Genomic DNA, 14,588 nt, shown 5'->3' on the forward strand with positions numbered 1-14,588 from the left:
TTTGGAATAAAAATGCAGGATCAAATAAAAAATATTTCAGTGATCATATTAATATTACTGTGTTTCGCGCTGAATATAACAAATGCCGATCAGATTGATCGTTATGATTCTAATATCACAGTGCTAGAAGATGGCACGATAGATGTTGTGGAAACGATTCAGATATCCACTAACCATGAAGAGATTAAACTTGGCATCACTCGAGAAATTCCCACAAGTTTTTATTTCATGAACAAACGAGTGGAAACACCAATTGATGTATTAAGTGTGATGAGAAATGGTAAGCCAGAAAATTTTTGGACGGAAAATAACGGGGGAAATGTGGAGATATTCACAGGTTCCGTTGATAACGTTGTGGATAACTATTTGGATAAAGGCAAACACACATTTGTGATCCATTGGCAGAGTCAAAATCATATTCGCAGCTTTGAAAATTATGATGAGTTATATTTCAATGCGATAGGGAATAATTGGCGATTATCGATCATCGATGCAAGCGTTACATTGAATTTACCAAAATCTGTGTCAGCCATGCAATCAGCCGTTTATTATGGTGTGCAAGGTCAAACCAATCAGGCAAAACCTATTCAAAAATCCCCACAGGAAATTCAATTCATAGCGCCTGAAATATTAGGTAATGGCAAAGGTTTTACGGTCGCAACAGGTTTTACGAAAGGGATTATTCCAAGTGTAAAAGCTGACCGAAAAGACATTATTATGGGCAAAATTCTGGATGTTTTGCCAAATTTTATTCAGCCATTTCATATTGTTCTATTGAGTATGATTGTTGTATTACAAGCTTTTCGTAAGTTTGCATCAATGATGCATGAGCGAATGCGAATAAAAAGCGATCGGGCATTTACTGTACGTTTTTCACCACCGAATATATCCATAGATTTAGCATGTGTATTGTCATTGGGCTTTCAAACAGGATGTAACACAACTTCTATTTTTGCGATCTTAGTGAAGCTCAATAATAAAGGGATTCTAATTTTTGATCGTAAAAAGAAGACATTAAGTGTGAATAAAAAACTCACCAATGATCAATGGTTATCCATGGGAGCTGCTGAGCAAAATTTTGTTCGAAGCTTCCAAATAACCTATACACCAACAATCTCCTTAAAAAAATACAACGGTTTTTTAGATAAAAATATTACAGATTTATCAGAGGAATTGGATGAACTTAGGCAAAAATGTTATCAAAAAAAGTTCCCCATTTTTAGTCTTCTAGGTATGTTAATTTTGGGGGGAATGATCTTTTTATCATCGTTATTTATGGGTGTAGATATTTATGTATCATGGATATTTATACTGTTTCCAATGCTTATTTTTATTTATCCCATTATCCAACACGCCATGAATGTTGGTCGTAGCAAAAATATATTCAGGCAACTCATAATCATAGTGAAATATGTGCCAGTGATATTATTTATGTTGAGCTTTAGCGCAGTACCATTGTATTTGATTTTGGTTGAAACAGCGATTGCACCACTGTCTATACCTGAATATATAGTGGCATTTAGTCTTGCATGGTTTTCATGGTGGGTGATCATTAAACTTGTGTTAAGTTTATGGCAATTTAGATACCAGTTGATACCAATGTATGCGGATGAATATCAGCAGTTATTGGAGTTTAAACACTATCTGTCTTACACAAAAAAAGATCAATATGAAATCATTACGCCAGATCTTTTTGAAGAATATTTAGCATATTCCATTATTTTTGGCATAGAGAAACGTTGGTTAAAGCTATATCAATCATATTATCCTAATCATTATCAGGAAAGTTTATTAACAGGTGGATTATCATTCTCACGTGGAGGCTCAGCCATCGTGAGTAATGCAACAACAGCACCTGCTAGCATGAGCAGTGGATATGGTTCATCAGGTGGTTTTCGTGGCGGCGGTTCAGGTTCGGGCGGTGGTGGATCATCAGGTGGTGGTTCTGGTGGCGGCGGAGGTGGTGGCCGATGAGAAAAATAATTACGATTCTCCTTACATTATGGTTGCTACTGAATCTTGCATTCGCTGATGTCATCAAAAGTTATCATGTGGATGTTACAGTGCTAGAAGATGGCACGATAGATGTTGTGGAAACGATTCAGATATCCACTAACCATGAAGAGATTAAACTTGGCATCACTCGAGAAATTCCCACAAGTTTTTATTTCATGAACAAACGAGTGGAAACACCAATTGATGTATTAAGTGTGATGAGAAATGGTAAGCCAGAAAATTTTTGGACGGAAAATAACGGGGGAAATGTGGAGATATTCACAGGTTCCGTTGATAACGTTGTGGATAACTATTTGGATAAAGGCAAACACACATTTGTGATCCATTGGCAGAGTCAAAATCATATTCGCAGCTTTGAAAATTATGATGAGTTATATTTCAATGCGATAGGGAATAATTGGCGATTATCGATCATCGATGCAAGCGTTAAATTGAATTTACCAAAATCTGTGTCAGCCATGCAATCAGCCGTTTATTATGGTGTGCAAGGTCAAACCAATCAGGCAAAACCTATTCAAAAATCCCCACAGGAAATTCAATTCATAGCGCCTGAAATATTAGGTAATGGCAAAGGTTTTACGGTCGCAACAGGTTTTACGAAAGGGATTATTCCAAGTGTAAAAGCTGATCAAAAAGATATCATTATGGATAAGATTTTAGGCTATTTTCCAAAGTTTATTCAGCCGATGAATATTATTTTGTTTGGTGCAATGATCGTGATGATGGGTTACGCATGCTTAGGATTTTGTTTGCATAGGCTGTTAACACCTAAAAGTCGCCGAGCTTTTATGGTGAGATATTCACCACCTGAACATATAGATTTGGATAAAACTTTTGGGCTTGTGAGTACAGATCCCGAGAATATCCGAATGGATCGAGGAATGTTTGGATTATTGGTGGATCTAAATGGGAAAGGATTCATCACCATTGATCGACAAAATCAGCAATTTATTGTGCATTCATTGGATGATCAATCTCATTTAAGTAATGCTCAGAAAGTGTTATTGAAAGCACTAGAGTTGTTGGGTAAAGCGCATTATGACTTAACACAACGTAATCCAGATTTGGCGCAAGCAATGAACCAAACGCAACAGAGTTTACAAAATTCTATAATGCAATTTTATGGTCATAAATTACATTTTTATGAGTTTTTTGGTTCGGTTTTATTAGCAGGTATTTTGCTAATTTCTAGCCTATATTTTGTTTTAGAAGATTATTTGGCTTTAATATTTGTGACGCTCGCCAGTGCTAAATTAATTGCGCCAGTTCTGATGAAATACATTTTACCCACTGATTCCAAATTCCAATTTATGGGCATCATTGCCGTTGTAATAGGTTTTGTTGCAGGGGCGATTCCAATGTTTGGCATGCAAGATGAAATTATAAACATTCAGCTGTCATCGTTAGAATTTTTAGCATTCTATATAACAATCGTTGTATCGCTTGTGATTTCATGCATCTGCTTTTATATCGTCCAAAGCTGGCAATTTTCATTGAAAAAAGAGTATGTGGAAGATCAACAAGCTGTTTTAGAATTTAAACATTTTTTAGCGTATACAAAAGAGGATGAGTATCAATTGATTACGCCAGATTTATTTGAAGAGTATCTGGCATATGCCATTATTTTTGGTGTAGAAAATAAATGGCTAGATCTATATAAATCTTTATATCCAACACAGTTTATGATGAGTAAAAATAACGGGCGCACAGCATTCTATTCAGCAGCGCATAATCCTTCATTCTTTAATGGAGCATTATCGTCAAGCATGCCATCTAATCATCATATTCAGGGATATGGTGGTAGTCGTGGCTCTGGCGGTTCAGGTTCGGGCGGTGGTGGATCATCAGGCGGTGGTTCTGGTGGCGGCGGAGGTGGTGGCCGATGAGAAAAATAATTACGATTTTCCTTGCATTATGGTTGTTGCTGAATGTTGCATTCGCTGATGTCATCAAAAGTTATCATGTGGTCGTGACTGTATTGAAAAATGGCAAAATTGATGTGGAGGAAACGATTGAGATGGACATTGATCATAAAGATGTACGATTAGGTATTATTCGTGATATTCCTAAATCTTATGCGTTTCGCAATAAAACAGTAGAAACATCTATCAAAATTTTAAGTGTCAAACGCAATGGTCAGCCAGAAAATTATTGGGTGGAACACAATAATAATGATTATGAGATTTATACAGGAGCACAAGCTAATCATCCTAATAATTATGTGCCATTGGGTAAAAATACTTATCAATTCAATTGGCAAAGCTCAAATCATATTAGAAGTTTTTCGGATTATGATGAGTTGTATTTTAATGCCATTGGACATAATTGGGCTTTTCCGATTGAGAAAGCTTCTGTGACTGTGATTTTTCCCGAAGTTGTTACAGTCAAGCAATATGCGGGCTATTATGGTGCTGTCAAAAGCACGAAAACGATAATGACAGAGCAAATATCTCCTCAGACTACTGTATTTACTGTACCTGAATCGATTGGATTGGGTCGAGGAGTAACAGTTGCAGTGGGTGTTACGAAAGGAGTCCTGCCGAGTGTGAAACCTAGCATCATTGATAGAATAAAGGATGGATTGACTCAATATTTTCCTTTTGTAAGGTATATGCACATTATTATGGCAATATCTTTCAGCGTAATGTTTTTATATTGGTGTATTTGTTATCTCATTTATCGAATGCAGTTGCCACGTTCTCAGCGTGCATTCACAGTTCGTTTTTCACCACCAAATTTATCGTTTGATCAAATATCTACATTATCTCATGGTTCCAGTGATCGATTGAAAACAGCTTTATTGATTGACTTAGTACGTCGGAAACTCATTCGGTTTAATGATGATAAAAAAACGATAGCATGTAATTCTAGTAAAAATCAGAATGTATCAGGACTGACGGATGGACAGGAAGTATTTTTAGAAGACATCAATGAGCAATATGGTAAACAGCTGTACTATTCTAGCTATAATGAGTCGCTCAATATAGCGCTACGAAGATTAGTGCGGCCCGTTGAAAGTTATAAAAAACAATATTATAAAACACCTGTTTTTCAATTTTTGATGCCATTTGTTTGGGTTTTATTATTGGCAGTTTTAATTGGATGGGCAGTATCATTTTTGGGTGAAATTTTCATCATGTATCTCATTCCAAGTGTGATTGGCTCTGCGATTATTTTTAGAATGTTGTATTTATTATTCCGTAGCACTTCTTTGTGGAATTTTATATGGCGTTTCGTATTATTTCTGTTAGGAGGAGGTATAGGGTTTGCCATTGTACTATGGCCTTTTGTGGGGTTAGGTACAGATCCTGTCAATGATAGATGGGCAGGTGTTTTGATGGCAGTAATTTTTCAGTTTTTTTATGCATCATTATGCTGGTATAACAAGATTAAACCGATTGTACGCACAAAATATGTTGATTTAGAACAGCAAGTTTTAGAATTTAAACATTATTTGCGTTATACCAAAGCAGAAGAATATCGTTTAATTCCACCTGAAGTATTTGAAGAGTATTTACCCTATTCAATTATTTTTGGTGTGGATCATCATTGGTTAAAGCGTTATCAAGAGGCTTATCCCGCTGAATATAAGATGGCTGAAAATTCTAGTGTGATGTTTAGTTATGGTATTAGCCAATCATATACATTTAACAATGCACAATCTGAACCCAAGTCATCTAGCGGATTTAGTATGAGTACATCTCATGGTGATTCAAGTTCTAGCTCTGGTTCAAGCTCAGGCTCAGGCTCTGGCGGTGGAGGATTTTCAGGCGGTGGTTCTGGCGGTGGTGGAGGTCGTGGACGATGAGAAAAATAATTACGATCCTTATCACATTATGGTTGTTGCTGAATGTTGCACTCGCTGATGTCATCAAAAATTATCATGTGGATGTCACAGTACTAGAAGATGGCAAAATTGATGTGGTGGAGACTATAGAAGTGGATACAGAGTTTAAAGAGATTAAACTTGGTATCACACGCGAAATCCCTTTGCATTATTTATTAGACAATCGCAATGTAGAAACACCAACGCGGATCATGAGTATTACACGAAATGGTCATAAAGAACCTTATTATGCGCGTGTTTTGCATGATAATAATCTTTTACGGACAAGGGAAAATGATCTTTTGTACATTGCCATTGGTGAAGACAAGGATGAGCGTAAAAACTATATTAACTTTGGTCGTAATGTTTATCAGATCCATTGGCAAAGCTATCATCATATTCGTCAATTTAAAGATTATGATGAGTTATATTTCAATGCAATTGGTCATAATTGGCGTTTACCAATAGAGAAAGCAAGTGTAACCGTGCATCTACCTAAGAAAGTTGGCATGACACAATCAACCAGTTATTACGGTTATTCAGGTGCGATTGATCAAATACAAGGATTAATAGAAACGCCTCAAACTATACATTTTTCATCACCTGAAAAATTGGGTAGAAAAAAAGGCATGACTGTCGCTGTTGGATTTGAAAAAGGTTTAAATATATCTCAGGCATTACCGCCATTCATTATTATTAATGATGGCATGTGGCGCATACAAATTATGGATATCGTTGTTGTAATACCAGTTTGGATGCAAAGTTTGCTCTGGCTGACGGTTGTGATTTTTGTTTATACATTATTCGGTCGACTTTGTATCAAAGTCATGGAACGCAGAAGTCGTAAAATATTTATGGTGAGATATGAACCCTCTACAACGCTTATGGAAACAATGGCACTGAGTCGACATTATCCCTATAGCGATAAGCTGATTACAGCGGAATTAGTTGGATTGCATGCAAACGGCTATATTCAATTACAGAAAAAAGGCTTTCAATTACTGAAAGATTCGATGAGTGAAGTGAGAGCAGATCAGTCATTATCCGTGTGTCAGCAGAGATTTTTATTCTCTATAAAGTTTGCTAAAGCTGGTGATTTCATTCGATTTAGAGATATTTCAGAAGAAAGTTTGAAAGATATTTTTATTCGGCCATATCAAACATCTTTATCACTATATTATGAATCAATGTTTGAAAATCCTATCATGAAGTGGCTAGGTAGCGGAATTTATCTCTTAGTGCCAGTGGTGTTGATTATTTTGCCTTCTACCGATCTGATGACATATATCATGATGGGCTTAATGTTGATCATTGTTTCTCAAACTTTTTATCCTGCCAGTATGGTTTTGTTATATGCAATCTTTCGTGGCAAGATCATACTGTTTTTCAGCTTTCTTATACCTTCAGCAATGATATATGGGTTTGGTGTTTTTGCATCCATAATTATTATGTTTTTTATAAATATGACGGGTTCAACAATTTTAAGAACGGGCTCCATTGTGGGGTTGATAGCGATATGGATTTGCATCTGTATGGTAATGCTATGGATTTATAATAGTTTTATAAAAATACAATTATTGAATTCTCTTTATAAAGATAAACGACGTGCTGTGTATGAATTTAGACATTTTTTAGCTTATACAAAAGCGCATGAATATGAGCTTTTAACCGCTGATTTATTTGATGAATATTTACCATATGCCATTGTTTTGGGTGTAGAGAAAAAGTGGGTTGCTTTGTATCGTAAACTATATCCAGAAGTTGTTTTACAATCTCAATCGATTGATATTTTGGATGATATTAATAGTATTGGCGCATTATTGCCATCTTATAGTGAAGATTCCGATCATGCGCTGTCGATGACAGGTTCTTCTACTTCTGGCAGCGGTTCATCAGGTTTTTTAGGCGGAATATCTGGCAGTTTTGGTAGTTCTTCAGGTGGTGGAAGCAGCTCGGGTTCTGGCGGTGGCGGATCATCGGGTGGCGGTTCAGGTGGCGGCGGCGGAGGTGGTCGATGAAACGAATATTGATTACAATTATTATAATATTTTTGGGAATGTGGTTATTAAAAGAATCATCATTAGTGCTTGATAAACCTAATGTTGATTGGGTGAGTGTCTTACAAGAAACGTTGCCAATATTTATTCATCCATATACATTGCTGATGTTGATATTTATAGGAATTATTTTTTGTTATTGGTGTTTTGCATATGCTCTATTGAACAATAGGTTAATTAAAATACCCCAAATTCATCATCCAACAACGATACCTCCAGATATGCCTTTGATTAAATTACAGGCTTTAGTTCGGCCAGTTTATGGCAAGGATGATGATTTAACAAAAGCGCTTGTTGTGGATTTGGCTCAGAAGAACGTGATTACTTACGATGTGGTCCAAAGCAAAATTTTGCTGAATAAAGATCAGAAAGAAAATGCATATCTCTCAACAGGGCAGCGATATTTTTTAGAAGCATTGGAACAATATGATGAAGAGGATTTAACTGACATTAATGATGGTGCATTGAATTATTCGCGAGAATTTTATTATGTACCATTTGGTTGGGTGAACCAATTCTTAATGATTATTTTATTGGGCTGTATTGCGGCATTTTATGGATTAACTTCGGGCTATTTCTTAGCTTTAATGTTATTTCCATTAGCGGGCGGGCTGCTGAGTTATGTTGGTTTAACATCTCTATTTTCATCTAATAATGATTTATCCTCTGTGGGAGGATTTTTCTTAATGTTGTTTTTAATCATAATAGGGTTTGTTTTTGGTGCTGTACCGCTCATTTTTTCATGGAACGATGTTGCCATGACAACAGCACATTGGAGTAATGCAGTGACAATGTGGCTGGCTTGTATATTGCTTGGTTTTGTTTGTGCTTTGTTTGGTATGTTTGGACAAAGGATTAAGCCTGAGTATTTGGATGCAAAATTAACAGTATTGAGCTTTAAATATTTTATTCAACATGTTCAAGAAGGTGATCCCGCATTACATCCAAAAATATTTGAAGAATATTTAGTGCTGACAATGGTCATGAGATTGGATAGACGTTGGATGCTGATGTTTAAAAAGTTATATCCTGAGGAATATGAAAAATTTAGAGAGACAAATGTCGGTAGAATATATGAGTTAAGTAAAAGCTCTGAATTTGTGAGTAATAGAAGAACGCATGGGATTGATCAAAGTAAAGAGCTTGAAGATTTTTTCTTGAAAAAAGATCCTTCTGATAAAGGACCGTAAACTAAAAAGCGCTTCAATCTATCCGACAGAAGCGCTTTAGTTTTATGCAGTTGAGCTAATTAGCCAACGCCATGTTCACGAGTTGCTGTGAACTTGATCTCAGGATAACGCTCTTGAGCTAATGTTAAATTCACACGCGTTGGCGCGATATAAACATATTCACCTGAGTGATCTACTGCCATATTGTCGTAGCATTTATTGATGAATGTATCGAATTTTTTAGCATCAGCACAAGCAACCCAGCGTGCAGTTGTTACGTTGACAGCTTCAAAAATACAATCGACGTTATAGTCAGTTTGTAAGCGATTCAATACAACATCAAATTGAAGTACACCGATTGCACCGATGATTAAATCATTGCTGTTGAGTGGCTTGAATAACTGTGTTGCACCTTCTTCACACAACTCTTCTAAACCTTTTTGCAATTGCTTCATCTTCAATGGATCACGCAAACGCGCACGGCGGAATAATTCAGGCGCAAAATCTGGAATCCCTGTGAAAACTAAGTTTTCGCCTTCTGTGAATGTATCACCAATGCGGATTGTGCCGTGGTTGTGGATACCAATGATGTCGCCAGCATAAGCTTCTGTTAAATGCTCACGTTCAGATGCCATGAATGTCAAAGCATCAGGAATTTTGATGTTCTTATTGATACGAACATGGCGCGCTGACATGCCAGGAGAATATTTGCCAGAACAAATGCGCATAAATGCGATTCTGTCACGGTGTTTTGGGTCCATGTTGGCTTGGATTTTAAAGACAAAACCTGTGAATTTTTCTTCAGATGGTGCAACTTCACGCGTTGTTGTTGCGTGGCTTTTTGGTGGCGGGGCGATTTTAACAAAGCCATCCAGCATTTCTTGCACACCGAAGTTTGTCACAGCAGAGCCGAAGTAAACAGGTGTTAATTTACCTGCTAAATAATCTTCTAAATTGAATTCATTACTTGCGCCACGAACCAATTCCAACTCTTCACGGAATTCAGCTGCTTTTGCACCCAGAACTTCATCTAACTCAGGATTATCCAAACCTTGAATGATACGGCTATCATGCTTCTTGCCATCTTTATGTACTTCATATAAAGCGACATAATCATCGATCAAGTGGTAAACGCCCTTAAGCTCTTTACCCATGCCGATTGGCCATGTTACAGGCGCACATTGAATTTTTAAGACATCTTCAACTTCATCGAGTAGATCAATCGGATCTTTACCTTCACGATCGAGCTTGTTGATGAATGTCATGATTGGCGTATCACGTAGGCGACAAACTTCCATCAATTTAATGGTTCGCTCTTCAACACCTTTTGCGCAGTCAATGAGCATCAAAGCTGAGTCAACGGCTGTTAAAGTACGATAAGTATCTTCCGAGAAGTCTTCATGGCCTGGAGTATCCAAGAGATTAATCATTTTCTCTTTGTAAGGGAACTGCATGACAGAAGATGTGATGGAAATACCACGTTGTTTTTCCATCTCCATCCAGTCAGATGTTGCGTGACGCGCTGCCTTACGACCTTTAACTGTACCTGCCAAGCTGATCGCACCTCCGAATAGCAAAAGCTTTTCGGTCATTGTGGTTTTACCAGCATCAGGGTGAGCGATAATCGCAAACGTGCGTCTGCGTTCCATCTCTTGAATCATTCCTGCCATAAAATATGTTGCCTATTGATAAACTTTTAAATAAACCAACCATTTTACATGATTTGATACAACAAATTAATAAATATTCAGCAACATATCACGCTTAAAAAATTTTATGGCTGCTGTCTTGTCGCTGTAATTGAGATTTCTCTAATGGTCACTTCTTGCGGCATGTGATAGATGAAATCAATAGATTCAGCGACTTTGATCGGATCTAATGTTAATCCACCCATGCTCTCTTTCCATGCATTATAATCCGTCAGAGATTGTTCGCTGGTCACATGTGTGAGTAATTCAGTTTCTGCAGCACCTGGGGAAACAAGTGAGACACGAACATTTGCATCTGCAACTTCTTGACGAATGGTTTCTGTTAAGCCATGAACGCCAAATTTAGAGGCAACATAAGCAGCATGATTAGGAAATGCTTTATAGCCAGCGATGGAGGAGATATTAATGATTGTTCCGCCATTTCTTTTCACCATACCATCCAAAACAGCTTTCATGCCATTGAGTACGCCAATGACATTTGTTTGAAGCATGGTTTGCCATTCAGATTCATCTTGCGTTCTGATGTCGCCTAAAAGCATCACACCTGCATTATTGATCAGCAAATCAGTTGGTCCATAAATGGCTTCTGCTTTTTGAATGGCGGATTTAAAAGTTTGGGCATCTGCAACATCTACTTTTTCGATCATGACATTATCAAAATTCAAAGGTAGATCTTTAACTTTCTCGATGCGACGCGCTAGCAATAGTAATGGGAAGCCTTTTTGATTAAACATTTCAGCAGTTTTAGCACCAAATCCTGAGCTTGCGCCTGTAATCACAACTAATGGTTTGTTTGACATTTTGTATTCATCCTTATATTTTTGGAATGAAAGAGAGAATACACCTTGGAGTTAACTCCAATGCAAGTAAAAGGATAAAAAAATGTATACCATCGGTGAAGTCTCGAAAATGACAAACATCACAACAGATACATTGAGATATTACGATAAAATTGGTTTATTGCCATTTGTAGAGAGAAATGGTGCTGGTTATCGAGTATTTAGTGAGAATGATTTGAAGTATCTGGAAGTGATTCAATGCTTAAAACGATCTGACGTGCCTGTTAAAGAGATTGGTCAATTTGTACAATGGACAATGATGGGCGATGAAACTTTAGAAGATAGGAAGCATTTTTTTACGGAAAAAGAACGCGATTTAGAAGATAAAATTAAAGTACTAGAAACAATGTTAGCATTCTTGAAATGGAAGAAATGGTATTACGAATCGGCCTGTGAAGCTAAAACTGAGTCGATACATTTTATTGAAGGCACGCGAGTATTGAATCCCGAAGTTTTAGAGCATTACAACAGTATGCAAAAAAATAATAAGCACAAAGTTACGGCAACACCAAGTTATTTGAAAGAATAGAAAATTAAGGCTCATGCAGTTTTTAATAGTTGCGTATTATTGATGATAATGGCTATTTTATAAGGGCTTTGTGGGTTAATATGCCTGCCATAATTATGAATAATAAAGGTCAATTATGATAAATGAAATTAAGCGTGCGCCTGAGTTACAAGCATTATTACCAATGCCTCAGCCAAAAATTCAATTCTCTGTCAGTGTTATTAAATCTGCGTTAGCAATGTTTGTCCTATTTGCAATGGCGATGGGTTTGCTAGTATTTGCAGCTTTTCAAGCCAAAGAGATTTACGAGGATTATAAAGTTAAAGATCAATTAGAGTTTGTAAGTGCTCAGATTGATGGTAAATGTCGATCACATTTAATTGTATTGACCACTTGTAATGTGAAAGTGAAAGTTGGAGGTAAAACATATCCTCAGGATATCTCATTTTTTTCTTTTAAAAATGGAGATTATAGTGTGACAGCCTTAAGAGATCCGAATAATATTGATTATGTTACTTTGGATTTGGCGGTCGAAAAGATGGGCGCTCGCGCAATGATTGTGTTGTTCTGGATTGCTGTGAGTGGTTTATTATTTTGGTTATTGATTTTAATATTATTCACTAGAAGACCGCGCAGTCGGCACGTTTTTGATGAGTTGAACCGTGGCAATATCGAGCTTGCTTTGTATCGTTTTGATGAAAAAATGTGGGAGAAAAAGAACACGGTCATGTATCAGTTAATGATTCATGGGAAATTGCAAAAAATGTATTTCGGTGTGAATAAAAAGCAAGGCAATGTGATGCCATTCATTTTAAGTGATGCAACGGGAAGTTATATGATTGTGGTTTATGATCCAACTTCTGAATATTTTGTAATACTGAATCAATCTTTGATCTCTTTGGATATGGATAAAACACAGAGAAAAACGCTTAAAGAACAACTTGATCGATATATTGCTCAGCAATTATAGGATTTATTGAAGTCATTATGAGATTACCATTGATATTAGATGAATACGGTTATGCAAGTGTTTATTATTCGCAAGAAGAATTAGAGCAATATGCTGAGGCGATTGATGTTGCTAATGGTGATTACGATGTTATTTATGATATGGAAGGCTACTTATATCGTTTGGCAACGGTCGATATATCTAAAATTGTATCTAAAGGTGTATTTGGAATATCTGGTGTAAGTAGTGCGCCATATAAAAACACCCCAAAGTTGTGTCCAACTTTTGGGGTGCAGTTCAATTTATCAGAATGGTTTATTAGAATGAAAATCTGTATTAAAAATCGTGGCGGATACCGATACTTAATTGATCATCTTTGAATTTTCTAGATGATACGCCTTGATCCATTACGAATTTCTGTTTTACAACGTTGTGTTGATATTCTACCCAAATGGCTGTGCGCTCTGATAATTCTTGTTCCAATCCAATAGAGAAAGTTTTCAAGCGATTATCTTCTTGATTTCGAATGGCGTGATTGAGATTATCCAATCCTGTGTGACGTTTTTTTGCAGTGGCTTGACCATAAGTTGCACGCAATGTTGTGTCATGATCTGAACCAAATGCCCAATATGCACCAATATCCCAACCTTTGGCTGTGTGTTTATAATCATTATTACTGATTGATTGATCTTTGATTTGATCCCAGAAAAACTCTGAATGTGCATTGCCAATCCCAAAGTTTTTTGCACCTTTATTTTTAGCATAAGCATAATTGGTTGTGATTCCCCAATCTTCTGTTCTAAAGCCAACTTGAGCACCGTAACTATAAGCGCGTTTTGCATCATCCGCGAGATCCGCAGAAAAATAACCCAAACGTGAGTAAAATCCCGATTCATGTTCATAAGCTAGGCTGATTGTATAGAGATTAGCACCATGATTGTTGCCATAGATTTCCTCATCATTGCTAGCAACTATTCCAGCTGTGAAGCTTAAACCAGCAAAGGTTGGCGATGTGTAAATGGCAGCATTGCCTAAGTATTCCCAGATTTCAGCATCAAATGTATTGATTGATCCTGCATTGCCTAGCAAAATATCACCTGCCGCTGCTGCACTGGCAGATAAACCTAAGGCATTAAAATCATCAGAAACGCTATCAGCTTTGACAACATCATAAAAAGGGTTTTCCATACGGCCAATGGCAAAGGTACCTATGAATGTTTCTAAGCCAATCATGGCGATTTCATTTTCAAAGCCTTCGCCATTTTCAACGCCATCAGCAGCATTGAAAGCCCAACGTAAATTAAAAATTAACTGTGTATCTTCACCGAGAGATTCGCTGCCGCGTAAGCCAATGTAAGAACCATAATCCTCAATGGCTAGACCCTGTTTGTCTAATCGCGTCATCCCGAGTTGTAATGATCCGTAGATTTCTGTGGCAGCATGCGCTGAAGTTAAAGCAGATATGGATATGATGAGAGCAGTAAGTTTTCTATGCATGATAATTCTCATTTAAGT

General features: G+C 36.9%; 11 protein-coding genes. 8 read left to right on the forward strand and 3 right to left on the reverse strand.

The genetic code is table 11. The features are described from left to right. Positions 1–12 precede the first annotated feature (12 nt). The 5 genes from ACA100_RS05235 to ACA100_RS05255 all read left to right on the forward strand — a co-directional run bounded on the left by ACA100_RS05235 (position 13) and on the right by ACA100_RS05255 (position 9,089). Entirely contained in the window at positions 13–1,974 is a 1,962-nt protein-coding gene (locus ACA100_RS05235) for a DUF2207 domain-containing protein (protein WP_481078919.1), read from the forward strand. Beyond that, positions 1,971–3,902 carry a DUF2207 domain-containing protein gene (locus ACA100_RS05240; protein ID WP_481078920.1) on the forward strand — a complete coding sequence of 644 codons (1,932 nt, stop codon included), beginning with the start codon at positions 1,971–1,973 and terminating at the stop codon, positions 3,900–3,902. The genes ACA100_RS05235 and ACA100_RS05240 overlap by 4 nt, the downstream gene beginning before the upstream one ends. Beyond that, positions 3,899–5,824 (forward strand): DUF2207 domain-containing protein, encoded by a 1,926-nt coding sequence (locus tag ACA100_RS05245; RefSeq protein WP_481078921.1) that lies wholly within the window; start codon positions 3,899–3,901, stop codon positions 5,822–5,824. The genes ACA100_RS05240 and ACA100_RS05245 overlap by 4 nt, the downstream gene beginning before the upstream one ends. Beyond that, on the forward strand, positions 5,821–7,860 hold the full coding sequence (locus ACA100_RS05250; protein ID WP_481078922.1) for a DUF2207 domain-containing protein: 2,040 nt from the start codon (positions 5,821–5,823) through the stop codon (positions 7,858–7,860). The genes ACA100_RS05245 and ACA100_RS05250 overlap by 4 nt, the downstream gene beginning before the upstream one ends. A gap of 260 nt (positions 7,861–8,120) precedes the next feature. Further along, on the forward strand, positions 8,121–9,089 hold the full coding sequence (locus tag ACA100_RS05255) for a DUF2207 domain-containing protein (protein WP_481078923.1): 969 nt from the start codon (positions 8,121–8,123) through the stop codon (positions 9,087–9,089). Positions 9,090–9,148: 59 nt separating this feature from the next. Here ACA100_RS05255 and ACA100_RS05260 read toward each other — a convergent pair whose 3' ends face one another. Then, positions 9,149–10,738 (reverse strand): peptide chain release factor 3, encoded by a 1,590-nt coding sequence (locus tag ACA100_RS05260; RefSeq protein ID WP_481078924.1) that lies wholly within the window; start codon positions 10,736–10,738, stop codon positions 9,149–9,151. A gap of 104 nt (positions 10,739–10,842) precedes the next feature. Further along, complete coding sequence (locus ACA100_RS05265; protein WP_481078925.1) at positions 10,843–11,577, reverse strand: SDR family oxidoreductase; 735 nt, start codon at positions 11,575–11,577, stop codon at positions 10,843–10,845. Positions 11,578–11,659: 82 nt separating this feature from the next. Here ACA100_RS05265 and ACA100_RS05270 point away from each other — a divergent pair, with 82 nt between their 5' ends. From ACA100_RS05270 to ACA100_RS05280, 3 genes are all read left to right on the forward strand, one after another. Then, positions 11,660–12,145: a MerR family transcriptional regulator gene (locus tag ACA100_RS05270; RefSeq protein WP_481078926.1), complete on the forward strand. Its 486-nt coding sequence runs from the start codon at positions 11,660–11,662 to the stop codon at positions 12,143–12,145. Between the two features lie 115 nt (positions 12,146–12,260). Further along, on the forward strand, positions 12,261–13,094 hold the full coding sequence (locus ACA100_RS05275) for a hypothetical protein (protein WP_481078927.1): 834 nt from the start codon (positions 12,261–12,263) through the stop codon (positions 13,092–13,094). Positions 13,095–13,111: 17 nt separating this feature from the next. Further along, positions 13,112–13,453, forward strand: coding sequence for a hypothetical protein (locus ACA100_RS05280; protein WP_481078928.1), 342 nt, complete (start codon positions 13,112–13,114; stop codon positions 13,451–13,453). On the opposite strand, the gene ACA100_RS05285 is transcribed toward ACA100_RS05280, so the two are convergent. After that, positions 13,410–14,570 (reverse strand): porin, encoded by a 1,161-nt coding sequence (locus ACA100_RS05285; protein ID WP_481078929.1) that lies wholly within the window; start codon positions 14,568–14,570, stop codon positions 13,410–13,412. The genes ACA100_RS05280 and ACA100_RS05285 overlap by 44 nt on opposite strands. Positions 14,571–14,588 lie beyond the last annotated feature (18 nt).

This window comes from Wohlfahrtiimonas sp. XWW7 (genome assembly GCF_056716055.1).

Excerpts from the sequence above, each read along its gene's own strand:
- ACA100_RS05245 (WP_481078921.1), top strand. The coding sequence starts at position 3,899 with ATGAGAAAAATAATTACGATTTTCCTTGCATTATGGTTGTTGCTGAAT.
- ACA100_RS05235 (WP_481078919.1), top strand. The coding sequence starts at position 13 with ATGCAGGATCAAATAAAAAATATTTCAGTGATCATATTAATATTACTG.
- ACA100_RS05240 (WP_481078920.1), top strand. The coding sequence starts at position 1,971 with ATGAGAAAAATAATTACGATTCTCCTTACATTATGGTTGCTACTGAAT.
- ACA100_RS05275 (WP_481078927.1), top strand. The coding sequence starts at position 12,261 with ATGATAAATGAAATTAAGCGTGCGCCTGAGTTACAAGCATTATTACCA.
- ACA100_RS05255 (WP_481078923.1), top strand. The coding sequence starts at position 8,121 with ATGCCTTTGATTAAATTACAGGCTTTAGTTCGGCCAGTTTATGGCAAG.
- ACA100_RS05280 (WP_481078928.1), top strand. The coding sequence starts at position 13,112 with ATGAGATTACCATTGATATTAGATGAATACGGTTATGCAAGTGTTTAT.
- ACA100_RS05265 (WP_481078925.1), bottom strand. The coding sequence starts at position 11,577 with ATGTCAAACAAACCATTAGTTGTGATTACAGGCGCAAGCTCAGGATTT.
- ACA100_RS05260 (WP_481078924.1), bottom strand. The coding sequence starts at position 10,738 with ATGGCAGGAATGATTCAAGAGATGGAACGCAGACGCACGTTTGCGATT.
- ACA100_RS05250 (WP_481078922.1), top strand. The coding sequence starts at position 5,821 with ATGAGAAAAATAATTACGATCCTTATCACATTATGGTTGTTGCTGAAT.
- ACA100_RS05285 (WP_481078929.1), bottom strand. The coding sequence starts at position 14,570 with ATGCATAGAAAACTTACTGCTCTCATCATATCCATATCTGCTTTAACT.
- ACA100_RS05270 (WP_481078926.1), top strand. The coding sequence starts at position 11,660 with ATGTATACCATCGGTGAAGTCTCGAAAATGACAAACATCACAACAGAT.